The 24695-nt window shown below is 48.3% G+C and carries 19 protein-coding genes; 2 read left to right on the top strand and 17 right to left on the bottom strand.

Going from position 1 to position 24695, the window contains the following annotated elements:
* Window positions 1-75: 75 nt before the first annotated feature.
* From IPH59_02750 to IPH59_02825, 16 genes are all read right to left on the bottom strand, one after another.
* Window positions 76-2268: an alginate lyase family protein gene (locus tag IPH59_02750; protein MBK7090633.1), complete on the bottom strand. Its 2193-nt coding sequence runs from the start codon at window positions 2266-2268 to the stop codon at window positions 76-78.
* Between the two features lie 51 nt (window positions 2269-2319).
* Window positions 2320-3417 (bottom strand): UDP-N-acetylglucosamine 2-epimerase (non-hydrolyzing), encoded by a 1098-nt coding sequence (wecB, locus tag IPH59_02755; GenBank protein ID MBK7090634.1) that lies wholly within the window; start codon window positions 3415-3417, stop codon window positions 2320-2322.
* 18 nt (window positions 3418-3435) lie between these two features.
* Window positions 3436-4566, bottom strand: a complete 1131-nt coding sequence (locus IPH59_02760; protein MBK7090635.1) for a DUF1624 domain-containing protein — start codon at window positions 4564-4566, stop codon at window positions 3436-3438.
* 137 nt (window positions 4567-4703) lie between these two features.
* Window positions 4704-5723: a glycosyltransferase family 2 protein gene (locus IPH59_02765; GenBank protein MBK7090636.1), complete on the bottom strand. Its 1020-nt coding sequence runs from the start codon at window positions 5721-5723 to the stop codon at window positions 4704-4706.
* Between the two features lie 158 nt (window positions 5724-5881).
* On the bottom strand, window positions 5882-7018 hold the full coding sequence (locus IPH59_02770) for a glycosyltransferase family 2 protein (GenBank protein ID MBK7090637.1): 1137 nt from the start codon (window positions 7016-7018) through the stop codon (window positions 5882-5884).
* Window positions 7019-7259: 241 nt separating this feature from the next.
* Window positions 7260-8363, bottom strand: coding sequence for a polysaccharide deacetylase family protein (locus IPH59_02775; GenBank protein MBK7090638.1), 1104 nt, complete (start codon window positions 8361-8363; stop codon window positions 7260-7262).
* The gene (locus IPH59_02780; GenBank protein MBK7090639.1) at window positions 8360-9544 is read right to left on the bottom strand and encodes a GNAT family N-acetyltransferase; all 1185 of its coding nucleotides are present in this window, start codon (window positions 9542-9544) and stop codon (window positions 8360-8362) included. Before IPH59_02780 ends, IPH59_02775 begins: the two co-directional genes overlap by 4 nt.
* Before the next feature lie 63 nt (window positions 9545-9607).
* Window positions 9608-11008 carry a phenylacetate--CoA ligase family protein gene (locus IPH59_02785; GenBank protein MBK7090640.1) on the bottom strand — a complete coding sequence of 467 codons (1401 nt, stop codon included), beginning with the start codon at window positions 11006-11008 and terminating at the stop codon, window positions 9608-9610.
* A 312-nt stretch (window positions 11009-11320) separates the two neighbouring features.
* Window positions 11321-12433: a CapA family protein gene (locus tag IPH59_02790; protein MBK7090641.1), complete on the bottom strand. Its 1113-nt coding sequence runs from the start codon at window positions 12431-12433 to the stop codon at window positions 11321-11323.
* Window positions 12434-12453: 20 nt separating this feature from the next.
* Window positions 12454-13704, bottom strand: a complete 1251-nt coding sequence (locus IPH59_02795) for a glycosyltransferase (GenBank protein MBK7090642.1) — start codon at window positions 13702-13704, stop codon at window positions 12454-12456.
* Window positions 13705-13706: 2 nt separating this feature from the next.
* Window positions 13707-14843 carry a glycosyltransferase family 4 protein gene (locus IPH59_02800; GenBank protein MBK7090643.1) on the bottom strand — a complete coding sequence of 379 codons (1137 nt, stop codon included), beginning with the start codon at window positions 14841-14843 and terminating at the stop codon, window positions 13707-13709.
* Window positions 14822-15973: a glycosyltransferase family 2 protein gene (locus IPH59_02805; protein ID MBK7090644.1), complete on the bottom strand. Its 1152-nt coding sequence runs from the start codon at window positions 15971-15973 to the stop codon at window positions 14822-14824. The genes IPH59_02800 and IPH59_02805 overlap by 22 nt, the downstream gene beginning before the upstream one ends.
* A gap of 49 nt (window positions 15974-16022) precedes the next feature.
* On the bottom strand, window positions 16023-17183 hold the full coding sequence (locus IPH59_02810; GenBank protein ID MBK7090645.1) for a glycosyltransferase: 1161 nt from the start codon (window positions 17181-17183) through the stop codon (window positions 16023-16025).
* 34 nt (window positions 17184-17217) lie between these two features.
* Entirely contained in the window at window positions 17218-18324 is a 1107-nt protein-coding gene (locus IPH59_02815) for a polysaccharide deacetylase family protein (protein ID MBK7090646.1), read from the bottom strand.
* A gap of 19 nt (window positions 18325-18343) precedes the next feature.
* Window positions 18344-19549: a DegT/DnrJ/EryC1/StrS aminotransferase family protein gene (locus IPH59_02820; GenBank protein MBK7090647.1), complete on the bottom strand. Its 1206-nt coding sequence runs from the start codon at window positions 19547-19549 to the stop codon at window positions 18344-18346.
* Between the two features lie 32 nt (window positions 19550-19581).
* On the bottom strand, window positions 19582-20613 hold the full coding sequence (locus tag IPH59_02825) for a FemAB family PEP-CTERM system-associated protein (protein MBK7090648.1): 1032 nt from the start codon (window positions 20611-20613) through the stop codon (window positions 19582-19584).
* 423 nt (window positions 20614-21036) lie between these two features.
* On the opposite strand from IPH59_02825, the gene IPH59_02830 reads away from it, so the two are divergent.
* Both IPH59_02830 and IPH59_02835 read left to right on the top strand, forming a co-directional pair.
* A complete protein-coding gene (locus IPH59_02830) occupies window positions 21037-22173 on the top strand; it encodes a GNAT family N-acetyltransferase (protein ID MBK7090649.1) in 1137 nt (378 codons plus the stop codon).
* A 2-nt stretch (window positions 22174-22175) separates the two neighbouring features.
* Window positions 22176-23033 (top strand): hypothetical protein, encoded by an 858-nt coding sequence (locus tag IPH59_02835; GenBank protein ID MBK7090650.1) that lies wholly within the window; start codon window positions 22176-22178, stop codon window positions 23031-23033.
* A gap of 172 nt (window positions 23034-23205) precedes the next feature.
* Here IPH59_02835 and IPH59_02840 read toward each other — a convergent pair whose 3' ends face one another.
* Window positions 23206-24651 carry an O-antigen ligase family protein gene (locus IPH59_02840; GenBank protein MBK7090651.1) on the bottom strand — a complete coding sequence of 482 codons (1446 nt, stop codon included), beginning with the start codon at window positions 24649-24651 and terminating at the stop codon, window positions 23206-23208.
* Window positions 24652-24695 lie beyond the last annotated feature (44 nt).

A 24695-nucleotide genomic window follows, 5' to 3' on the forward strand; every position in this document is an offset into this window, starting at 1 on the left:
GCGGGAAGTGATAAGCTATTATCAGAACACTCTTCATTATTCCTGTCCTTGTTCAATCGGTGCATTCATACTGAACTAATCGGCATTGTCAACTGATTGGTACATTGAACCGTCTTTCTTCTCACAAGTGTAACGATTTTTGCCAATTTCAAGGTACGTTCCTTGTAGAAAGCCAATTCTGCTTAATGTCTGATTGTTGCGACAGATTGCCGAATAGTACGCATCGGTCGACAAATCGCCTGACTGCAATGATTGTTCGCCTAAACGAAGATAGGCATCTACTTCAGCTGTTGGTGAACGATAGATCAGCGCAAAATTCGGTGTAACCGCGGAATTTGCAATTCTGATGGGATTTAACTCAATTGTTGCGCGTCGTTCGCCAGAGTGCTGCGTTTCAAGTGCAATTACAGTGATCAGGGTAGAACTAGCCTGCTCGGGCACACTAATCCTAAGTGATTTGGACGGTATCTTAGTGTTGTATTCAGGAGAAATCCAGTCATCTTCCACCTTGAAATTGATGTTTGACCCGAATGCTTCTTTTACAGCAAACGAATATCCGTAGTCACCAATAGACGAATGGATAAATCCGACGCCGTCCTTGATTTCAGCATCAAAGCCCTGCCCCAAATGAAGAGAAGCTGTCCAGTTCGCCGAAGCCTTTGCGACGATCTTGTCTACGATAACCAAGAAATATGGGGCATGGCAGAGAAACTCGCGAGTGTGCGAATAGTCGCCAGCAGATTCCAGGACGCCTCGACAACTCAACAGCGGGCCTTTGTGCGAAGGTTCTTCTGCGGTCACCCTTGACATTAAGTTAGGCGAATCGTCATACCCTGCTTGATTCTCCCCGTTCCGAGAGACTGTGTTGTGGCGAAGAGTATGCCGGAAATACCGATGCCAGTTCTGTCTATTGAGTTCTCGAAATCGTGGACGCAGTGTCGAATAGAGTTTCTTGAACTCTTTCCGCAGTTTTATCCGCCATGGAAGGAAATTGAGCTCCGACATGAAGATCGGTGCATAGGTAAATCGTCCAGGATCAACCAGCACATTAGCTCTTTCGGTGTGAAATATGAACTGCAGATCATCAGCATGCGAATGACCTTCTCGTCCGCGTGCAGGCTTCCCCGAGCAATCCAGTAACAAGTACCCGGTTCCTTCTCTTTCGGTTTGCCAACGCAAGACTGTCCATCCGGTTTCCTGTAACCGGTCGAAAGTAAGAATGCCGGGAGGAACCGGCGATTTTGCCGAAGTAAATTTTCCAGTAGATTCAGGTCCAAGCACCGCCTTAGCATAATTTAAGACATAGTCAACGTCAAAGGAGTCAGAATCGCCAATCGGAGGAAGCTGGCCTTGTGGATCCATGATCTTTGCAAGAACCTCGGTCATCTTAAAGACTATTTCTACGAGCTCCGTCGAAGGTTGCTTGCTATTTGCTTTCTGTGCGAGAAGAAGATCGAGAATGGTCAAGATGCACTGGCCATGATACATCGGCACTTGTTCAATCAGAGAGCCGTCAGCGAGTATTTCAGATTCAATTATCTCATTTAATCGCTCTGAAGCACGTTTCTTCCAAGTGGTCGTATTGAGCACGTTTTCCAAATAGATGGAAGTAGTCAGAAGAGACGTCGTGATAAAGAATTCCCAGTTCCCTACACGAGTTCCGAGTTTTGCTTCGAGCAGGCACGCTTCCATAGTCATCAGTGACAAAATGGCGTAGTGGTCGCATTCCAACAAGTCCTCGTCGCGGCGAATCAGATCGTACGATTTCGCAAGGTTCATCAGCCTAATTGCTGAATCTAATCGATTTCCCCAAAGCGGACTTGACTTCACGCGAGCGCGAAAGAACTCCTGCAAGTGACGCCTATAAATCTGAAGGAACCTGGCATCGTTGGTCAGTTTGCAGCTTGCAGCAAGATCAACCATGTGCGTGAAGCGCACTAAGGCGTGCGACCACTCTTCATCGCCATTTGGTGCAGCCTCCCAAATGATTCGCTTTCCGATCTTCTCCGGACGTGGGGTTTTTTCCATATGCCAAGGCTGCCAGTATTGAACTTTGTCTTCCTCCAACAGGCGCGCCATGTTTACTAAGCATTCGGGTACGGGAAACCGAGCACGAAACTCACTTGAATTGACGTCGGAATTCGGCCAGAAGCGACCTACACCGGATCTGAAAACGGCGACTACTTCAGAGTCCGACAAATCTCCCGCCATCAGCAGTTGCTTGCGTACCAGTTCAATTGCTAAGGAATTTGGTGCACGATTACCCATATGCTGTGTCCTGCTGTCGAGTTATCAGTGCGGATTGCGCATAGGCGGAGATTAGCATTTCTTTATTATCTCGACGATTCGTTCTGCCGTATGACCATCCCACAACGCTGGGATGCTACTCTGCTTCTGACGACCGCCGAGAATGTCGTCGACGGTTGTGCGTATCTTGTCCGCGTCAACACCTGTCATCACATTGGTTCCGACAGTAACAGTAATTGGCCGTTCTGTATTTTCGCGCATGGTGATGCAGGGGATTTTTAGGAAGGTCGTCTCTTCCTGAATGCCGCCGGAATCCGTCATCACGAATTTTGAATCACTGGTGAGCCGGCAGAAGTCAATGTATCCGAGCGGTTCAGTGACGATCAGATTGCACTCTTGTATTGCGGTCCCAAGGCCGAATCTCTCGAGGTTATTCTTGGTGCGCGGATGGCACGGAAAGACTACGGGGATTCTCTTGCCAATCTCCGTGAGAATTTCCATTGCAGCCGTCAACGAATCCTTGGAATCGACATTCGACGGACGGTGCAGTGTCACAAGAGCGTATCCTTGAGCCGTTAGTCCCAGCCGCGACAATACATCGGATTTCGCAACAACAACACGGCTGGCAATAAGCGAGTCGATCATGATATTTCCCGAAAAGAACACTTTGTCCAGCGAAATGCCCTCTTTCTGGAGATTGTGCAAGCCTGACTCTTCTGTCACGAACAACAGGTCGGATAAATGGTCGGTAACTACACGGTTGACTTCTTCCGGCATTGTTCGGTCGAAACTGCGTAATCCTGATTCCACGTGCGCCAATCTAACACCAATTTTAGACGTAACCACAGCGGCTGCCAGAGTCGAGTTGACGTCTCCAAACACGACCACTAGATCAGATTTGAAGCTCAAAATAGATTCTTCTAAACCCATCATGATCTTGGCTGTTTGCTGTGCCTGAGAACCTGAGCCTACACCGAGACTGATATCCGGTGGCGACATTTTCAAGTCATTGAATAGCCATTGCGACAGATTCTCATCGTAGTGTTGCCCGGTATGAAGCAACAGCGTGTTAAACTCTTTGCTATACTTCTTCAACTCTCGCACCAACGGCGCTGATTTCACGAAGTTTGGCCTTGTTCCGACAACAACGAGGACATTTTGCTTATTCATGTTTCATTTCCATTTGCACTACGGGACGCATGTGTGCCCGAGGAGGGTTTGGTAATCATTTGCGGTGATCCTATTCCGAAGCCGTCCATACACATATGCTGATGTCCAGATCAATAGTAATCCGATAGCGAGCAAGGCCGCGTAACCGACGTGGCCCAGTGTGCCTTTCAATCCGAGTAATGCTGGTATCGTCCACACTACCACAAATTGAGTTACAAAAGTGAAGAGCGAGTTTCGCCCAAAAATAGACAGTGCCCACAGAGCAATATTGTACTTCCCTTTACAATCCACATACTTGACGAGAAATGCTATTACCACTAGGATTAGACCTAGGTAGAATGGTAACAAAGTTCCTGTACGAGAAGGATAAAGAGACAGGAATGTTGCCGGATTCCATACGAACGGATTGAGTCTCTTGAGTGTAAAGTAAATCATCGCCAAAGCAATTCCAACCGACAATAGCAAAAGCGCTCCTTTTCGAAATCGAAGAAACGCGTCGTTTGCGACAATCTGATTCTTTCGCATCGCTGTATATGTTTCACCAACAAATGAACCACACAAGAAAATTGCCAACCAAGGAATTACTGGCCATCCCACCGCCAACGTCGTTTCTGAATCGGGATCAGTACCAAACAACACAACTTTTAGGACCATCGCAAGTCCTGATTCCGGATGCCACCATAGCTTCGTTCCAAACGCACCAAGCAACATCAAGATGATAAGTATTAGACGATACGATGGCTTGAAGATCCTGACAATAAGGGGAGCGACGATCAAGCAAAATCCAATAGTATCGGTTATGGGATGATCGAAAAGCATGTTATGAAAAAAGTCCTGATTCGTGTTGGAGAACGCGAAAGTAACCAACCGCAGCACTGGATGAATGACCACAATGAGAAATAGGCCGCGCCGGAAGAATCGCCAAGTCGAACGTGGCGACTGATCCCCTGTCAACATGAGATATGTCATGATCATGCCGGAAACGAACATAAATGCTATTGATGCTGATTGGGTCAGAAGCCACAGTCCTGATAAGAAGAACTCGCTAAACTTCTGCGGGTTGCACACAAGGAATGAGTGTGCAGCGATCACGAGCACCATAGCAATTCCGCGAACAGCGTCTATCGAACGCAATCGCCCGGTCGTCATGAAATCTTTGTCTCCAAAGCTTACTCCCCGCGCTCACAATGTCATCGACCATTAGAATCTAACTCGGTCTGTTTAGCCCATATAAAAAGAGATACGGTCCCCTGTACCAGCAACGGCTCTACGTTGAGATCACTAAGTTACTTGAAGACCGACTTAATGGCGCGTCGTGAATCGAGGAGAAACTTCGTGATCCAACCCGGAAATTTGGACATGAACATATAAATCTGGGGAGCATTTTCGATTTTGGACAATTCGAGCCTTGCATCGTGCGCTTTGCCCCTCAAAAGGAATCGTTCAGCGCGAATCAGTCGTTCCTCTCTAACACGCGCTCTGTAAAAATCGCCGTGTTGCTGCAAGAACTCCTGATCGATTCCCCAAACTCGTTCCATTATCTTTAGCCGAGCGGTAGCAAGATCGAAGAGATCCAAGTCTGTAAGCTGAGTGCCGCTATGATGATGCACCATGGTCGACTCGCAATGAAGGTATGCGCCTTTGCCTGCACGTGCCAATCGCGCACCGCACTCCCATTCTTCCGCCGTTGTCGTATCTTCAGCAAATTTAAGATTCTCTCCAGCTTCGGAGCGCCTGACAATAATTGTGTCTACAGACACATAAGATGTACAACACTGCGAGCGATAAAGGTTCGTCCCTTCGTAACACAAGCAATCAACAACCCCGGCGGGAAGCGTCATGAAAGAAGAAATTGGTCTCGCTGAACCCATAATTTCATGCCAATCCAACTCACGCTCCGACTGTGTTTCTAAGGCAAAGCGCCTCACGTTGCCGTCATTGAAGCGCGTCGTGAAATTGCTGAAGCAAAACAACAAGTCAGTCCGCGCAATGATTACGTTTCGGAGCAACAACAGATGATCAGGCATCCATTCATCATCAGAATCGAGAAAGGCAACTAGTGGCCTTGTGGCTTCGCGAATGCCGCGATTTCGAGCGGCGCCAGCGCCGGCGTTGGAGGTCTTAACATACCTCAATTTCGAACCGAACCGACCCACTACTTCGTCGGTGTTGTCGGTTGAGCCATCATTTACTACAATTAACTCATCGTCCGGTTCAAGTTGCACGAGTACTGAATTGATTGCTCTCGAGATCAGCGATGCGCGATTGTAAGTCGGTATAATAACGGAGATAGCGGAGGTTTTCATTTTCCTAAACTTTGGCTAGTTTGAATCCGGTGAACCCTAAAACTAGTTGTCGGCAGAATCCAAAGCAACCTAAATATTGCTGCTCAGTTGGCAATGAATCACAATGCTCCACTACCTCTGCAAATAGCGGGGCTGGTTGTTTAGGCTTCTTTTCTATCCTAAAACAGCCCCAATAAAGCCGTTTGGGCATATTGCGCTACGACGTCCGATACAAGCGCAGGATCAGAACCGGGAAAGCTGAAATCCGAGTGGGCGGCAATGCCAAGAACGGCGATGCCTTTCAAAATAGATTTGATTGCCCGCCGAAAATTCAGAAGACCCTTAGTGACATTTCCGGGAAGCTTCGAGAGCAGCTTGTAACTATGGGGTACATTTTGGGTAAACTTGATTTCCTGTCTTGCCTCTTTCGTTTTTCCCTGCACGAGAAACCCGCCCACCCTGATCATTCTGTCAGCCCTTAGTCGCTGCTCATAATAGGATCGGTGGTGACGCAAAAAGTTGTCGTCGGCTCCCCAGATTCGCTGTAGAACGACAATCCGTGAAGCCGCCATATCGAACCCGCTATTGTCGACCAGCTGCTCACCAGTATGGTGGTGGACGAGTGTACTTTCGTAATGAATGTACAGTCCCTTGCCTGCAGCGGCCAATCGGGCGCCACACTCCAACTCCTCGGCTACCTTGGTATCGTCGGCAAACCAAAGCGCTTGGCCTGCCGCTTCCTTGCGTACAATCAAAGTGTCGGCAGATAGATAGCTTGTACCACACAGCGACTTGTAGAGATTGTCCGTTTCATGGCAGGTGTAATCCTGTAGTCCTTTCGGTAGTGTCATGAACGAAGACAACTTCTTCGAAGGGCCAACGATCTCGTCCCAGTCCAATTCCCGATTGTCTTGCGTCTCAAGTGAAAACCGGCGCACAGTTCCGTCTTTGAATCGAGTGCAAAAATTAGTGAAGCAAAACAGCAGTTCCGGTCGCGCTCTCATCACTGAGCGGAGCAGTAGATTGTGTTCGGGCATCCATTCATCATCGGAATCCAAGAACGTAATCAGAGGTCGGGTCGCTTCCTGTACGCCGCGATTTCGCGCGGCACCGCACCCGCCGTTTTTTGTTTTGATATACTTAACCCGGTCGCCATACTTAGCAACGATGTCCTGAGTGTTGTCCGTCGATCCGTCGTCAATTATGATCAACTCGTCATCTGGTTCCATCTGCGAAAGTACTGAGTTGATAGCTCTAGTGATCAAATGGGCGCGATTAAACGTTGGTATGATGGTTGAGATGGCAAAGTCATTCATTGGCTAGTTTTCCATTTCGCTCGGAATTACGGTTACATCTGCTCTATCTATAATCGTCAGAACTTAATAAAGTTGAAGCAATATTCGACCACGAAAGAAACGATACGAACAATCATGGACTTATTCGCTCACAATTTACGAATTTCTCGAAGATCAGTCAAGTCCATTTGCTTCAAATTCGCGGGTGATATCACATATCACGTTATCAGCTCCCTTGAAATCGCTATCTCATGAGGCATTTCTAATCGCTGGATTTCGTATGAAGCGGCCATTCTTCAAGACCAAAGGGGCGGGGCCATTGTTTCGTGCAATATTCTAGCCCCAAGACCCTCGCGAAGACCGCAGTTGAGTTTGTTTGGGCAAGGCAGGTACGAGCAAGGAGATAACGGTCGCACCCAGCGTCAACATGGCCCCACCAGCTCGTACAAGCGTACAGGTAGTCGTGCTTTTCAAAGAGTGGTCGAAGTCGTCGGTATCCATTCACATCGTAACCGTAAGGATATGCGAAACCTACTGCTTCTACGCCGAGTCGTTGTTGTATAACTCTTTTTGATTCTCTAATTTCCATGTCGGCAGCCTCCAAGTCCAGAAATGAGAGATTTCTGTGCGAACACGAGTGCGCTCCAAACCTAATGCCATAAGCAGCCATTTCTTTTATCTGCGTCCAATTTAAAACGAGTTGTTCCCTTTGCAACAATGGACTGTCCCCAATCAGAGTTGCGCGCAGGTCATGCATCACTTGATCTCTGACTTTGTCTTCCATCTTCATAAGGATGCCACCAAGCTGGTCGCGAAGTACTGCTTTGAATTTATTTGGCTGCTTCGCCAACCATGTGACGTTTACTTTGAAGCCTGCAATTATCTTCTCCACGCCAGCAATTCTGTGAGAGTCTATTGAGCACTCGTCCACATACTGGTTTAGCAATAGCCACCATGGACTTACTTTGCCATCGATCCAATTCGTTGGCAGATAGATAGTCGCAGGGATATCGTGTTTCCTCAGTAGCGGATACAGGAGGCTGTGGGTACCGACGTAGCCGTCATCGAAAGTGAGAGCGACACTTTTGGTTTGGATCTTTCCTGTGTTCAGAATCTCCAATACAGCGTCCTCTACAGTTATCACCCGGTAGTGCCGCTTCATCGCGACGATTAATGCCTCAAGCTGTGAAGTATTAGGAGTATCAGAGCTGTACCAGTGTGCCAGTTGTTCGCTCTCTGTCACGACATCGTGGTACATCAGAATTAGTAATCGGTTTTCGCTCGGAGCACTGATAAACTCGTGCAACGACGTATAGCCGCTATAATACAACAGCTTCTTAAGCAATTCTGTGTGTCGCGCGCTCAAGCTGTTACCTGCTTTCTAGTTTTCCCACCGAGCATTCTTTTGACGGTAGCGGTCTTATCCCCCAAAATGACATTGATTACTTGGCGGCCGAATTTAGAAATGAACTGCCGAAGAATGAAAGCAACTGCGCCGATTGAACGGTTGTAAAAAGACGACAATAATTCTCTTTGCTCCAAGTCGGTCCAATCGTACTTGTACTCCTCGAATCCCCGCAGAAAATCAAAACGACTATAGCCCCTTCTGATTGCCTCTTCAATACATCTTCCCATCAGCACGCGTCCAATACTGGCCTTTGGCACTGCCGAACGATCAACTCCCAGCAAGTAATAGTAGAGCACCCTTCCGTAAACAAATCCATACAGGCTCGCCACCGGTGTCCCGTTGAGTTCCAAGTTGCAGAGAAATAATTGGCCGGTTGATAACAAACTAAGCGCATACTTCATGTGAAACTCGCGAAACGTTTTGGTTTCAAATGCACCTTGATGACCGCGGTCGATCCACGATTTTCTATGCAATTCGATATGCGTTTGCATAAATGAAGCAAGGTCTTGAGAATTCTCACAAAGTCGAAGTTGGACTTCACCGGCCTGCGACATCGATTCGGAAGATACCTTAAATGCTCGTCTTTGATTGACGCTCAGTGAGGCGAGGTACTCTTCCCAAGTTGATGGCAATTCGATGTATGGACAGATGATGTAACCCCAGAGAGCAAGCTCAAGGCAGCGTTTGTCGGTTTCAGACTTCTTGCGAAATGCCTGAAGCACTTTCGAGTTGGACGGTATGCTGTTGTACTCCCAGATGTCCCACTCCCCGCCTAGCTCGCCAAATAGACGTTCCCAAATGGCGCCGCAGATTGCTACGGAGTTTTTCCGATGCACGATCAAATCGGTGTGGTCACCGCACACCTCCTCAGAACCGATCAACTTGAGAATCCGGACCCCAAAGAGGAGAAAGCTACGTTTCTTCTCAACCCAGAACGGTGCAAGACCAACCAAACGGTCGTCGTCATAGACCGCAAGACAGAGAATCGCCCGGTTCTGTAAGTAGACGTGCAGCCAATTTGAAATCCAGTCCCAGCTCATTGCATGACAGGGCGTGAGACTTTGCTCCAGTAGCCGATCCCATTGGCCGGAAACGGAATTCAATTCCTCGATTGTGCGAAGATCTTCTACTCTAAGCATTCTTGATTCAACTTTCAACCCGTTTTGCGATGTCGAAGACTTACCCAGTAATCATCGCACAATTTAGAACTCTAGCGGCACTTTTGATATCACCCAGCGAAATTTCCCATTGGCGGTTCGCTCAATCGATTCAACAATATCGACAGTAACTTCGACACGAGCTCCCAAAACCTTTTGCAGCTCCGTTTGAATGAACTCGCTGTCTGCCTCCGTATATGCCGCACGCGGCACTACCCGCATCACCACGCGGTGGCGCTCTTCTTGAACAATCTGCGACTCGGCAACATTTATTAGGTGATGAGTCACAGCATTGAGGATAGACGAAGATACATAACGCCCGTCTGGTGTGACAACAATATCTTCATCTTTTGTCGTGACACCGCTCATTACCGGCATTGACCGGCCACAGCGGCAAGGTTCAGTTTCCAGCGAAGTTACATCGCTTGTTTCGTACCGAATCAACGGCATCGAGAAATTGTGCAGTCCGGTCGCAACTATTCTCCCCAAGGTGTTAGCAGGCGATGCGCCGCCCTTTCCGTCGGAAATCTCTACAAGACCAAAATCACTGTTGATGTGCTTGCCCATGTGTTGTTCGCACTCTGTTGCAAATACAACTCGCTCTGCCATTCCATAGAAATCGAATACTCGACACGCAAAGGCCTTTTCAATGGCCGCACGTTGAGAAGGCTGGAGAGTCTCCGACGAAGTGAATACTGCCTTGAGTGGAAATGTCTCGTTGCGTTGATTGAGGTAGCCTGCCAGTACTGACATTGTCGACGGGTATCCTTCCAGGGCCAGCGGACCGAATTTGGCAAGCTTCTCAAAGTAGAATCTCATGTTGCCGGGCGACAAATGAAAAGACGAGCAAAAGAGGTGATTCATCACCCAGTTATGTCTCCAAAAAGGTGGCTTTGATTGACCCAATGGGGCGACTTGGCGTCCAAGGAAAAAAGCAATTTTGTCGCCGGGGTTAATACCGGCGAGACGCTTCTGTCGCCAATCAACGACAGTCTTTAGCAGGCAGACGTGTCGGTCCCACACGAGACGAAGCGGCGATCCCGTCGTTCCTGAAGTGTGTCCGACGATGCGGTCAGACTTTGACACATTCTGTGCGATGAGTTCTGCACCCTTCTCCATCACCATTTTTCTTGTCAAGCGCGGTAACTTTGCCAAATCAGAAAGATTACGTATGTCGGCGGGCGTCAGATGCAGATTCCTAAATAGATCACTGTAAAACGGTACGTTTGTATAGCAATGCGAAACTAGTTTCTGCAATTGCTCTTCTTGGTAGGCCACCAATTCTGCCTGAGACCACTTTAGATGTCCTTCGAATTCATTGAGGAGTCGATCAAACTTGGGTCCGTATTCTCGCCAATAAACCTTGAGTCCGTACAGCGATACTCCGAGGTGCTGCACCAACGGTGGCGATGATTCGTATAGAGATTGTAAGATACCTGAAGACAATTCCGCTCCGAACTAATAGTTACATCGCGAGCTATAGATCGCAATGGCTATTGCTTGACCATTGGTTTCGAATTGAACCGCCAATTCCAACTCCGTTTTTCAAGGCAAGCGAGGATTGGCACTTCGTTGACCTTGTAAGCTCCGCATGAAATCACTCCAGCATCAACATAATCTTTTTGAAAATACTGTACCAGATATTGTTCCAAATTTGCAATCTGAGAGCCGCTGCCTTGGAAAATACTGCGGAACCATCCGAACTCGCGGGCGGATGTTCGACCGCAGTCTATGCACTCTTATCGACATACAGTGGCTTCAACTTGAAGGAGGCTCCTTTCTCGTGATTCGGTTCGAGACAATACCTTGCGCTATTGCCCAGAGCCGGCGAATTCCGAATCGGTGGAGATTTTTCAGATAGTGGCTGTATACCCCTTGACGAAAACGGTGCAGCTCCCTTGCCACTTCCTGTTCCCACTCTGATTGGTTGGCATCGGGATCAATTAGTGTCGCCAATTGCTCAATTTCCTTCTTGAGCCTAATAGCATCATCGCCCTCGGCCAAGACCGGCTGCCAGTCTCGATTGATGACCGCCGGAATAATATCATAGATAACATCGTTGACATTCCTCACCTGCATTCGCAAAATCATCGACTTTCGCAGAGGTTCGTCCCACAGGTCGAAAACGAAGTCCCCGAGGCTGTAGGCGATTACTCGACCTCGATATCTCTCGACACCCTGCAGAATGTGCGGATGATGACCGAGAATTATATGCGCGCCTGAATCAATGAACTTGCGCCCAAGGCGGACCTGTTCGCCCGACGGTCGATTGATGAACTCCTCCCCCCAATGCAAGGACAGCACAATTATATCAACCTGGCTGCGAACTGACTCTATGTCATTGCAGATTCGTTGTTCGCTGCCTGCAACGTCGATTCTGGGTGAGACAGTGTATTGTTCCGGCCTGAAATTGTAACCCAACATTCCCACCCTGAATCCATTCTTCTCGAGGATTCTGAGATTTCGCATGTCGCGATCGGGATACTCGATTCCCGTAAATGCAATGCCCTTTGAGATAAGGTGGTCTGCAGTTTCGAGCACTGCGGCCATTCCGTGCTGCATAATGTGGTTGTTCGCGAGAGTGACACAATTGATCCCAGCACTGACAAGTCCTTCAATAGCTTCCGGCTGGGCACGGAGATGGGTCTTCGCAAATGGGTCGGTTTTGGGATTGAAACGTGATAACACGACTTCAAGGTTGCCAATTGCGATGTCCGATCCAGTGAACACGCCTTTGCACTTCGCAAACGGAAAGTCCGGTCCGTATTTGGCGATCATGCTGCCGACTCCAAACCCAGAGCAAGCTGGCAGATCTCCCAGCATAATGTCGCCAACGGCAGAGATCGTGAGCCCTGAATTACCGTGCGTCAATCATTCTCCAGATACATTGACTAAGCGTTATTCTTGTTTGATTTCTCTCGTTTGCGCTTGGCGATCTCCTGATAGAACTGCTCCATCTTAGGGATTATTGTCGACCAAGAGTACTTCTCTACCACACTCTTTCTTGCCTGCGCACTAATTAACTGCCGGGATTTTACGTCTCGCACAAGTTCCACTACTCGTTTCGCGAACAACTCCGGCTCTTCAGCGATCACTATGTCCTTGCCGTCTGTAACATCAAGACCTTCGGCTCCAATCGGATGGCTGACGATCGCCTTCCCCATAGCCATTGCGTCCAAGATTTTCAGACGGGTTCCGCCACCGACTCGAATTGGTACGACGTAGACTGCGGCACGTGCAATTGTCGGACGGACATCGTCGACGAATCCAAGGACTTTGAATTGGCTATCAACTTGACCAAGTTTGACGACTTCCGCCGGAGCCCTCGAACCGATCAAGTTCATCTGGATATCGGGTAGTTCCCGCTTAATCAAGGGCCAAATCTTCTCGCCAAAGAGTATCATTGCATCGCCGTTAGGATACCACGCCATTGAACCCGCAAAAACGAGGCTCAGGTCCTCGTCGACTCCGTCAATGGGTTTGAAGAACTCTGTATCAGTACCATTGGGGACGACGCAGATCGTTGCTTTCGGATTCAGTTCCGACAACTCCTGGCCGTCAAGATCTGAGACGCTGATATTTCCATCAAATGCGCTGAGTGCGCGTTGTTCAGCCCTTCGCAGTTTTCGTCCCTGCAGTCCGATATAGGCTCTTGTCGCAGGATTCTTTTCCGTTGCGGCGCGACGGAGCAGAAGCGTCGATTCGACGTTATGATGATTGAGCACTGCGGGTAGTCCGTTAAGATTCTTGAGATAACCTGCCAGCGCAATCGTGTCGACATGGACAATATCAAACGTGTGTCTGGCAATTTGGTCTTCAATCGCCTGCGCCATCATCGCAGACCAGAATCGCCATGCAGAGTATGGTTCGCGTGAGAACATGTTTAGTCCGAGAAGCGAGTACCAGCGAAGTGAGCTACCGTCACTTGGAACATCAATGATCGTGATTTCCTCGCAGAATTCTTTCAGCACTTCCCGGCTCTTCTCGATTCTTTCGCGCGTAGGATGGCGATCTCGCTGAGTGAAGGTTACAAGGTGGACACTGTTATTGCGCGAGAGTTCCTTTACGATGTTGAAGTTTCGCAGAGATGCCCCACCGGTTGGAGGGTGAGGGATGAAATGAGAGACAAATAGTACGCGCATGCTTATTGTACCAATTCCCTGTAAATGTCAAAAAGTTTATGCTTCTGTTGCTGAGAAGAGAATTCTTCCTCAACTCGTTGTCGGGCTTGCTTCCCTATTTCAGCTCTAAGTTCAGTACTCGCACTCAGACTCTGGCAATGTTTGGCAATTGCAGTCACGTCGCCAGCAGGGGCAGTCAATCCGCTGCTTCCATTGACAATCACCTCGTTTATGCCGCCCACTGCAGTAGATACCGTCGGTTTGGACAGCGCCATTGCTTCGAGAAGAGCCACGGGTATTCCTTCATGCCATGACGTCATTAGGAAGATGTCAAAAGCGTTGATAATATCAAGTATGTCATCGCGGAAACCGGTGAACAATACATTCTCAGAGATTCCTAATTCGGACGACATTTTCTTGAGAGTTGCCAATTCCGGACCATCGCCAACAAGAACAAATCTTGTCTTGGGGGAAACGCGCACTACCTCGACGGCAGTCTTGAGTAGGATATCGAATCCCTTTATTGGCACCATTCTTCCTACCGCACCGATAACTATTTCGTCCGTAGAAACGCCGAGAGAACTGCGAATTTCATTAGGCGACTTTGCTACTTTCACTTCGTCAATATCGATTGAATTGGCAATGTGCCGGACCAGATTATCACCGTATTGCCGACTTAACTGCTGATTGATATCGTTCGATACGGCGAGGATTCGGTCAAAGTATCGACTCGAGACAAACTTGTTGACAACTCCGTAAACCGCGACCTTCAGATTTCTGATCCCTGTCAATCTCTCCTGCACACCGTGAACTGTTTGAACGAGATGGACTGCCTGACCGCGGCGTTTGATCAGAGCAGACAACAGGTTCTCTTTGTACCGATGTGAATGGAGAACCTGCGCCTGCCTCGACGCAACTATTTCAGTAGCCATCTTGAGTATTTGAAGGAAACTGTATCGACTCTCATCTATCACGGCAACGGGAATTTGTGTCTCTTTCAGTCGTTTGGCGAGTTTTCCCTGATTAAGCACAATTGCAGATACTTCGATTTCAGGTAGAGAGCGGAGTGCCGTAATCATTGTAAATGCTTGCGCTTCTGCTCCCGCCCAAAGATCGCCGGAAATGATATGGCAGACTGCTATCTTTCGGTTGCTTTCCATACCACATACTTTTCGCCCCGCAAAAATTTGTACCACGCGAGCAGAATCGAGAAGTTCACCATTACAAAGAAAAGCGGGATCTTGAAGATTGTCAGGTTTTGTACAGGTTTGTAAATGAATGCCGCCGCTGCCAGAATGTAGGTCGCAATGTGCAACACAAAAACCATCTGATAGGCTACTCCGTAAGGCAGCAACAGAATATTGCAGACGAGCGCAGCAATCATTGCCAACGGAACCAACCAACGACACAGTTTGTGACTCAAGAGTTGAATTGCGTACAGACCGTATTTGAAGGGGTTCAATACGCGCTTGAAATGAAATAGCACTTCGAGACCGTGTACTATCGTGCGCAGTTTACGTTGAAACTCCCTCGACGGATCGTGCAGCACGCTATAGTATCCGATGGCGCGCTCGTCAAGAATCGAGCGGTAGCCTTTGATGTAGCAGGTCAGCGGAAGGTAGAAATCGCTCGACATGTCATCAATCCAATTGTCGCACAGGCTTCTTCGTACTGAAAAGAATGATCCGCTGGCTCCGATGAGCGACGACACCCGGCTCTCCAGACGACGAAGCGCCATTTCATACTTAACGTACGCTCCTTCTCCAACCGAACTATCATGCTGCTCTTTAACGTCGTCACATCCGGAAACACAACCTATCGTCGGATCGGCATAGTTCTGAACGATCAGCTTAACAGCATCGGCTTTCAAGAACGTCGTCGCGTCTGTCAGTACGACAAACTCTGTTGGAGCTGAAGCGACGCCTTTGCCCTGACCATAGTGCTTTCCCCGACGTTCAGGAATAATCCTGAGAGTCACGCCTTTGTGCGCATAACCACGAACGACCTCCTCGGTCCTGTCCGTTGAAGCATCCGAGACGACAATGATGTGCAGCTTGTCTTTGGGATAGTCAAGCGATAGTGTATTTTCGATTTTTTGTGCAATTCGCTTCTCTTCATTGTGCGCTGTTATGACGACAGCAACCGCTGGATACCATTCCTTTGTTTCGACTTTGCGATGAACGAAACGAGAACATACGAAAAGCAGAATAGGATAGCCGACATACGACCAGAGGATTTCCGCTACCGCCACTGCGAAAATCGCAATAAGTGCAATTTCTGTATTACTCAAGGTCTTTCCTGCATTCGACTTTCATAGTCATTGCTGTACAACCTGCGAATCAACTTCGACCAGCAGCAGACTGGACCAGGTGCCGCGAACGCCGTTTCTTCGCCAGATGTTCGCAGTAGATTTCGACGTACTGACGCACCATGTTCTCGATACTGAATTGCTCGCGCACTTTCGCGGCGGCAGCCTCGGCAAAAGTTTTCCGTTTGGTCTCATTCACCAACAGTTCGATGATAGCGCTTGCCAACGCCTGTGGGTCGCGCGGTGGCACTAACAGACCATCGACGCCATCACTGACAATTGCCGGATTGCCTCCGACATTCGTTACAATCGGAGCAACACCGGATGACATTGCTTCGAGGAGTGATATACTGGTTCCCTCACGCAAAGACGACAACAAAAACAGATCGAAAAGATTGACTAATCCCGGCACATCGCTGCGCTGACCAGTAATGGTCACATAATTCTCAAGTCCGTCTGCAAGTGCGAGAGCCTCCAAATCCCCGCGGGCGGGACCATCGCCCACAAGTAGCAACCGCACATTGGGCACTCGTTCACGAACGACTTTGAGTGCCTGGACCATTGTCAATTGATCTTTAATCGGGTCCAATCTTGCCACGGTACCCAGAACCTTAGTTTCCGGCGAGATTCCGAATTCAGACAGTAGTTTGGGATCCTTAGGGCGTCGAACGAATTCAGAGACTCTAATTCCGTTTATTACTGTGCAGATTTTTTTGGGTGGTAGTTTGATTGCTTCTGCCAGATACACTTCCAATTCCTTGGACACCGCAATGATCCGATCGACGAAAACTCCCGACACTCTGTCTTCGAGTATCCGTAACGGGTGCTCCGGGACAGCTCGACCATGCTCGGTATACACCGAAACCGGGACACGTGCCAGGACCGCCGCAAGGATGCCAAAAATGAAACTTCCCGGATGCATATGAACAACATCGATCTTTCGCTGTCGCATGAAGCGAGCGAGACGGATTGGATACAGTGCCAGGTGATGGTCGTGACGTCGCAAAAGTGTGACTGGAACGCCATTGGCTTGAAGCACCTCCGCAAAACAACCGAGTTCATCAAGACAAACCACTTCGACATTGAAGCGATCACGATCCATTGCAAGTGTTGTGTCGGTTATCAGGCGCTGCAGTCCGCCGATGCCCATCTCCAACACCACATGCAAAAGATTGATTTTACGACTTACCATAGTCTCATTCTATCAAGAGCCATCCGTCGAGCGATCAATAGTCAATTCCGGACGAATCTCGCCGCAGCCCCTGAAATACTCCTTTAGTGGAACTTAGCGCCAAGGCCCACATCGCTTTCGAGAATTTGTCACCAGAACCAGTTGTTGCACCTTCATGCACTCCGGTTCGGGAAATTGCATACAAATCACCAGTTCCAACGCCCCCGCCTACTGCGAAAGCGCCTACGTAACCTGCGTCCTTGACCATCCCCTTGATATTTTCGTCATAAGTACCGTTAGGATAAGCAAATGTGCGGACTTTTCTGCCAAGATTGGATTCAATTTCTGTCTTCGATTCACGAATCTCGCGATTGGCATCAGTTGAAGTGATTGATGTCAGCAGTCGGTGAGACTGCCCATGTGACCCAATTTCGATGATCTGTGGGTCCATAGAGCGGATTTCATCCCAGTTCATCATAAACCTACGTTGTCTCCAAGCGTCGTCCGATTTGCCTCTCAGCTTCATCAATGCGGAGGATAGTTCTTCAAGCTGTTCCGCTTCAAGCGACTTTGCCAGATGAAAGAAATTGTCGATCAGCACATCTTGAGGATGAGTTGGAGCCAGCAACTCTCGAACACTAGATTCAGCCGATTTATCAGAGAAAAATCGCAGAATTGTATTGGCAAGTTGATCAGAATCCAATCTCTGCCACTTGATTGAATGGAGAATTTCGTGAAACCAAAATTTCTTGGCTGTGTCGAGAAAACCGGTACAGACAAATATCGTCGCAGGTACATTGTGTAACTTTAGAATGGGATAAGCGATCTCGAAATTGTCCAGCCAGCCATCATCAAATGTGACAACAGCACACTTTCTTGGCAATGTCTTTCTCTGGCGGAGCGACTCAATGTAGTCACTCGCTGTCAGCGTCGTGAACTTCTGTGCGATGAAACGGATTTGTGCCTCGAATGCGCCTTTCGATACTGCCGTTCCCGTCTGAGCGTATTCGTTTTCAGCGAACGGATCAGTCAAGACACGATGATACATCAGCAGAACATGGTGTTGCTTCTTCGCAATTATTCCGACGCAAACATCAATTAGCGCCAAAAGTCCAGAGTAGTAGACAATTGCGGCAAAGAGCTGTTTAACTAAACGGCGCATTTTTTAGAGACCGATGACATTAGACTTTGCGCAGGCCCACTACGATTTTGTCAAAATCTTGTTCAGTTAGATATGGATGTGTCGGCAAAGTGAAGAGGCGTTCAACAAGTTTCTGCGCACCCGGGAATTCAGAACTATTCGAAACAAGATGAGCGTCTATTCCGGGGATGTCGCGGAGCGTGCTAGGATACATTTTGGTCGCGACTATGCCGGCCGACCGCAGTTCCTCGATAGCCCGATCCCGGCATTCTCGACTCGGTGCAAGTACTGGTAGTCGCAAATACGGAGGACAATTTGTGGCGTTCCAGCCGGGGATTTCAAACTTGTCGAGACCCAAGACTGCGTTTGCGAGTTCAAACGCGTTTTCAGCTCTAAGTGTATGAAAGTAGAGTATGCTCTCAAATATCACGGAGCCGGCAACAGTCTGAACCGATGATAAACGACTGATCCCGAAGTCATCCTCGTAAATCGTCTCACCGAGACCCAAGAATGGCAACGAAGCGGGAATCCAATAGAGGCTGGGTCGAATGAACATCGAGTACATCATCATCTTGATGTAGACAATGGATTCTTCCACGAGCCCGGCGGCTGGAAGGTCGTTGACAATTTCATCCAACTGAGTCGAGAGCTCACGGTTGTTGGTGACAAGAATCCCGCCATTATAAGTTGTCAGAGCTTTGCCACGTCCAAGACTATAGAATCCGGCTGTACCCAGTGTACCGGACGGTTTTCCCTTGTAGGACGCACCAAATGACTGTGCGCCGTCGTCAATGAGGAAGTAATTACCGATCTTCCCGATTTGATTGAGGCGGTCCCAGTCATTCATTACGCCGAAAAGATTGCAGCCAAGAGCGGCAATCACTCGCCTGCTTTGGATATTGCCAAGCTCTTCGAGATTGAAATCGAGGCTCGTCGCATCTGTATCCACGAGTCGAATCTTGAATCCGGCGCGGACTGTCGCGGCAGCAACTGAGTAACAAGTGTAGGCGGGAAGGACGACTTCATTCCGCTCTTCAGATGAGATCCGTCGCATTGCATTCAGGAGGACGGTTTGCGAAGCTCTCCCAGAATTGAGAAAGTAGCAATGCCGTGAACCTGTGAATCGCTGAATTTTCTCGGAAAGTGAAACAGTGTGAGATTGGCTCTTCAGACGATCATAGAGTGTCTTTACCAGTTCACCAAAGACAATAGGAGTTCCGGCAGGCGCAACAAGATGGTGATTCATATAGATTTTGCCTCGGTCTCCAATATCTGCGACTATGGGAAATTCTTGATTACAGCCGGTCCAAGAGTATTTGCAACCGCAAGCGGCAGTTTGCTCCAAATCCACTTCGCAAATCGATACTTAGGGTTGCTCGGATTAATTTGCGGAATCTCCGAGATTCGGTGCAGTGAATATTGCCATTCTAATGGCGTTGGCGTACTTACCCACTGTTCCTTAAAGTGATACGTTGAAGAATCTATCATTGAACGGCCAAAATCAAAATACTTGTAACCAGCTTGGCTGCCTCGTTCGATTACATTCCAGTAGAGAGCGTGATACGGGCACATCTTCAAATACTTGCGATATGATGCGGCGGATGGCACGTATAAGCGATCTTTATGCGACATCAACAGTGCGCCAGTAATAGTCGTCTCGCCCTGCTTGACCAGCGCAATCTCTACCGAATCGGGAAACTCGTTTAGAACTCCGCGAAAGAGCTTCTTGCCCCAAACTGGTGTACCAAGTTCGTGCATTTTCCAGGAAAATACCCTAAAGAACTCGTCCAGTAATTCCAGTCGGCCGTACTTGACCGTCAATCCGGAATTCTGAGACTTACGGATTTGATTTCGCAGTTTTGAGTCAAGGCCCTTCCACAAGGCGTCGGGACCAGGCGTTAAATCCATCAAAAATGTTACCCTTTGATCGACTCCCGCCAGCGCCTGATTGCTTCTTCTTTCCGATCGCAATTCGATGAATACAGCCTTCTCTCGTTCGGCAATTCGCTGAGCTTCCTTCAAGAGAAGTGATTCGGATTCAGGATCGTCCGCGCAAATGCCTCCGTAGTCCAACCATGGTACCGAAATTAAGTATGTCACGTTCCACCAGGTACGAACCAGAAACAGCGGCAGTACTCCCGTCACCCGGTTTTCGTCACGCACTAGGAGATAGACTGGTCGATTTCCCAACCCTTCTCGGATTACCTTTCGAAAGCCGATCTGATGTGCGATTGATGCGCGCGGTGAACTCTTGATGTAGTCAGTCCAGATTCCTTCGCAATCGTCAGTATACTCTGAAACTTTCTGCAACAAGGTCCTTCCGCTTGAAGAGATGTTAGCCGCCAACTTAAGTTCCGCCTCGAACTTTGGTTTAAACCATACAGTTCAACAACATACAACCGAAACCCAAAGATTGCAAGTGATTTGTCGCTTGTATAAGTCTATCTTCAAATAGACTACACGTTAGGTATCGACCACAATCGAAAATCAGTTACACAAATAAGCTGCGCAGGGTGATTCGTCGATACACACAATAGCGAGTTCATCAGAATGTCAGTGTTCGCATCATTCGGAAACAAGCGAGTATCGCGATTGTTTCAATCTGAAAATTCTGTTCGGCGTCCGATTGATTCTCCCAATAAAGTATCTCTACAATTTGATTGCCCAATCGTGATCAACCGATACAATGGTGTATCGAGGAAGCTAGTTTGAGATAAATGAGGATGTCGATAAATGGAAGTTAGGCTGTGCGATTATGCTACGGAACGAGAACTCGTAGACGACTTCTGTCGTCAAGTCTTCGGTGCAAATACCACCCAGCCTCAGACAGCGGATCAGCAGTTCCCTGGCGAGCAATCGACTAATCCTTATTCGGATGGTCCTTCGCCAACGGCGATTGCTATTCACGAAGGCATTGTAGTCGGACACGTAACGTCGACACCATTTATGCTTTGGATCGAAGGCAAAGAACAGCTTGCCTACTGGCTTGGCGGAATTCATGTTTTTCCTGAATACCGAGGCATGGGAATCGCGCGCAAACTTGCATCGTGCATTACCAATTCGTTGCCAATTGTAACCGGTGTTGCTCGAGTCGAGCCGTCGATTAAAGCATTCAAGGCTACTAATTGGGTTTGGCCGGGCAGAATATCAGACTACATACACATAGTCAATCCATCTGCATTTCTTGCGCAAATGAGCGGCGAAAGAGTTGAGCGGTTCGTTCCAAAGCTGCTTAGACCCGCAACGGAAATTACTTTGAGAGTTATGAAAATACCAATGTGCCTCGGGATAAAGTCCTGGAAGAGTTTCTCCTCCGTCAAGAGATCGATAAAGTCCGGCGAGAACGCGCCATTCGGCGAGGTCGATAAATTCGGCTCGGACATCGATAAGCTGTGGAGTGTTGAGAGCAAGAATTTCATCCTTACCAATGTTAGAAGAGCAGACTACCTGAATTGGCAGTTTCCCACTTCAAAAGGCTGGAAAAAGGTTGTCCTCACAGATTCTCGCGGAGTTCGAGCATGGGGTATGTATGCAATCAAGACATACAGCGATGGTGGTCAACTGGATGGTTTGAAATCCCTGAATGTCATAGACGCGTTATGGGACTCTTCTGATCCAACTATAATTGGCAGTTTAGTTGACTATTTCATCGCGAGGGCTTATGCCGAGAAGACGGACATAATCATGTTTTCCGGCGAACATCCGGACCTGAAACGAGCACTCAAGCGGGCTGCTTTCTTGAAGCTTCCTTCTACGATTTGGGCAGGATTTCACAGCGTAGGCAATGAGTACGACTTCGAGCGAATCTTTGTCGGAGCCTATGTTACTCGTGGATATGCCGACGCCGCCGGCGGTTTGGGTCCGGAATAGTTATGATCTTTCCAGGCGGCAAACGGTGTGCATTCTCGGTGTTTGATGACACTGATGTGGCAACACTTGAATCCATTCGACCCATATATGACTATCTTACTGAACTCGGGATATTCACCACAAAGTCTGTCTGGAGCATTGATTGGAAAGGTCCAAGCGACTATATGGGATCGCATACGCTCGAAATTCGTGAATACGCTGAGTACTTGCGAGAACTGAAGCGCAGAGGATTTGAAGTTGCATTTCATGGCGCTGGCATGGAAAGTTCACTCAGAGCGGACATCGAAAGGGGTCTTGGCAACTTCAAGGAAGTATTCGGCGCATATCCGGTAAGTAATGCGGCTCATGGACGTAACCGTGATAATCTCTATTGGGGCTCGGAACGATTCTCATATTGGTTGACCAAGAAACTCTATGCACTATTGAGCGGAGACGACAGCGACTATTTCCAAGGACACGTTGATGGTTCGCCTTACTTCTGGGGCGATCTCGCGAAAGAGCACATTAAGTATGTCCGCAGCTTCACCTTCACGGGCATAAATCTTCTAGACAGAACTACGCCAGTTGTATATCGAAGCAAGAAAACACCTTGGATCAACTCTTGGTTCTTGACAAACGATGCTGAAAACGTCGAAGAGTTCAATTCGCTTCTTTCCAACGCCAATCAGGCCGCTTTGGAAAGCGACGGAGGACTTTGCATCATCAGCACACATTTTGGCAAGGGTTTTGTCGCGAATGACGAATTAAATTCAGAAACAAAGCGATTACTTTTTGATCTGAGCCAAAAGAGATTGCTGGTTTGCGCCGGTCAGCGATATACTCGATTATTATGTCAATCAATGCGGATGCGAAACACTTAGTAGCCGACAACAACTGACATTGGAGCTGAGCTGGTTTCTTGATGCTGTGAAACGGCGAAAGGCGAGACAAAAATATACTGCGACTGAACTTGAATTTCTTCGGAAGCCGACCAGCTAATTGATTTTGTCTTCTGTTAGGAATTAGTAGATTGCATTTCAAACAAATTCGAGGTCAAGGGGTGGCTTCAACTTTAGACTTCGAGATCCGCATCAACACTCCAGACATCGCAAACAATGTCCAAAGATGGGGGTAGTAAGCAGCGGATAGAAATGTAGCCGACGCCATCCACCCTACCATTCCTCCGGTGAGTGCGCTGGCAAGTGTCCACTCATCAGTTCTGTGATCGTTACCGTATTTCCTCTGAACAACCATCATACCTCGAACGGCGACCGCAAACATCATTAAGTAGCACAGAATTCCAAGAAACCCCGTCTCAGCAAGAACAAGAGGCAAGGTCCCGTGAAACGTCCTACCCCATTGCGTTGCCGGATCCCGGAAACCTGTTACATATTCAGGCATGCGCAGGGGACCGTTGCCAGCTCCAACGCCGGTCAATGGGTGATCAGCGAACATCCGGACTGCCGCCATCCAATAATTGAGTCTTGAATTTGCCGTGGCTTCCTCTGTATCCGTGATAGATTGCACCTCGGACCAGTAGCTGCTTGGCGCAAAGACTGCAACAGAAATTGCAAGAAGAGCGACAAAGGAAAGACTCATAAGTTTGCGCTTCGATTTAAGAATGCAAAAGACAACAACTGCCATAAGCCCAACCCAGCCGCCGCGAGATTGACTGGATACGACACCCAATACAAATACCAGTACGGTGCCGATAAGAAAGAATCGTTTGAGATTAGAAGTCTGGTTCTGAAACATGAAGAAGGCAAAGGGTATCATCGCATTCAGAGCGAGCGCAAAGTCGTTTTCGTCCGCCATGAAACTGCCCCCAACAACTCCACTTGTGACCTGATGACCGGCGACGTATCCGACAAAGGCAAAGTTGTAGATGCCCTTGAGCGCATAATAAACGTGGGTGAATAGCAATAGCCAGATGATCCTCAGTAATCGTTCCTTCGAATCAACTATATTGAGAAGCAAGAAGAACATCAGGAAGGTGACCAAGAGTCCTTCAAAAGCCTGATAGGCTCGGAAGTTGTTATGTGCAGTAAGAATACCCGTCGCAATAATGAGAAGATAGCCTAAAAACCACGTGCATTGTGAACTCCAGTAGATTCTGTGCTTTCTGGCGGCTTGAAAAACTATCCACGACACCAGTGTTACTGCAACCGTCAGAATTCCAAGGCGAAGAGGGCGCAGTGCGACAATAAATGTGTACGGCCGCAAATAGTCCATAAAGACAAAGCACCAAACACCTGCAAATGGACTAATGATGATGTATGCGCCGACCAAGATTGCCGGCACAGCGGCAACTAAGGCATACTGAAATTTCTCGGGGAGTTTAACGAACACCAATGCTACCACGATTGATAGCACAATTAGTCCGACGATTGCAAGTCGGCCTTTGGTGATTATTGACGGTGCTGGAAGCTTGAATTCGTTTGTTTTGGAGATGGAATTTGGATCGAGATCCGGTGACGACTCGCGTCGGTTACGCTTCATGGAAGGCACCCAAGATCAAGCGATCGTAGTTCCTGAGAAACCGC

The organism is bacterium, assembly GCA_016708315.1.
Taxonomy (GTDB): domain Bacteria; phylum Zixibacteria; class MSB-5A5; order CAIYYT01; family CAIYYT01; genus JADJGC01.

Excerpts from the sequence above, each read along its gene's own strand:
- IPH59_02750 (MBK7090633.1), bottom strand. The coding sequence starts at position 2,268 with ATGGGTAATCGTGCACCAAATTCCTTAGCAATTGAACTGGTACGCAAG.
- wecB (MBK7090634.1), bottom strand. The coding sequence starts at position 3,417 with ATGAATAAGCAAAATGTCCTCGTTGTTGTCGGAACAAGGCCAAACTTC.
- IPH59_02760 (MBK7090635.1), bottom strand. The coding sequence starts at position 4,566 with ATGACGACCGGGCGATTGCGTTCGATAGACGCTGTTCGCGGAATTGCT.
- IPH59_02765 (MBK7090636.1), bottom strand. The coding sequence starts at position 5,723 with ATGAAAACCTCCGCTATCTCCGTTATTATACCGACTTACAATCGCGCA.
- IPH59_02770 (MBK7090637.1), bottom strand. The coding sequence starts at position 7,018 with ATGAATGACTTTGCCATCTCAACCATCATACCAACGTTTAATCGCGCC.
- IPH59_02780 (MBK7090639.1), bottom strand. The coding sequence starts at position 9,544 with ATGCTTAGAGTAGAAGATCTTCGCACAATCGAGGAATTGAATTCCGTT.
- IPH59_02795 (MBK7090642.1), bottom strand. The coding sequence starts at position 13,704 with ATGCGCGTACTATTTGTCTCTCATTTCATCCCTCACCCTCCAACCGGT.
- IPH59_02800 (MBK7090643.1), bottom strand. The coding sequence starts at position 14,843 with ATGGAAAGCAACCGAAAGATAGCAGTCTGCCATATCATTTCCGGCGAT.
- IPH59_02810 (MBK7090645.1), bottom strand. The coding sequence starts at position 17,183 with ATGGTAAGTCGTAAAATCAATCTTTTGCATGTGGTGTTGGAGATGGGC.
- IPH59_02815 (MBK7090646.1), bottom strand. The coding sequence starts at position 18,324 with ATGCGCCGTTTAGTTAAACAGCTCTTTGCCGCAATTGTCTACTACTCT.
- IPH59_02820 (MBK7090647.1), bottom strand. The coding sequence starts at position 19,549 with ATGAATCACCATCTTGTTGCGCCTGCCGGAACTCCTATTGTCTTTGGT.
- IPH59_02830 (MBK7090649.1), top strand. The coding sequence starts at position 21,037 with ATGGAAGTTAGGCTGTGCGATTATGCTACGGAACGAGAACTCGTAGAC.
- IPH59_02835 (MBK7090650.1), top strand. The coding sequence starts at position 22,176 with ATGATCTTTCCAGGCGGCAAACGGTGTGCATTCTCGGTGTTTGATGAC.
- IPH59_02840 (MBK7090651.1), bottom strand. The coding sequence starts at position 24,651 with ATGAAGCGTAACCGACGCGAGTCGTCACCGGATCTCGATCCAAATTCC.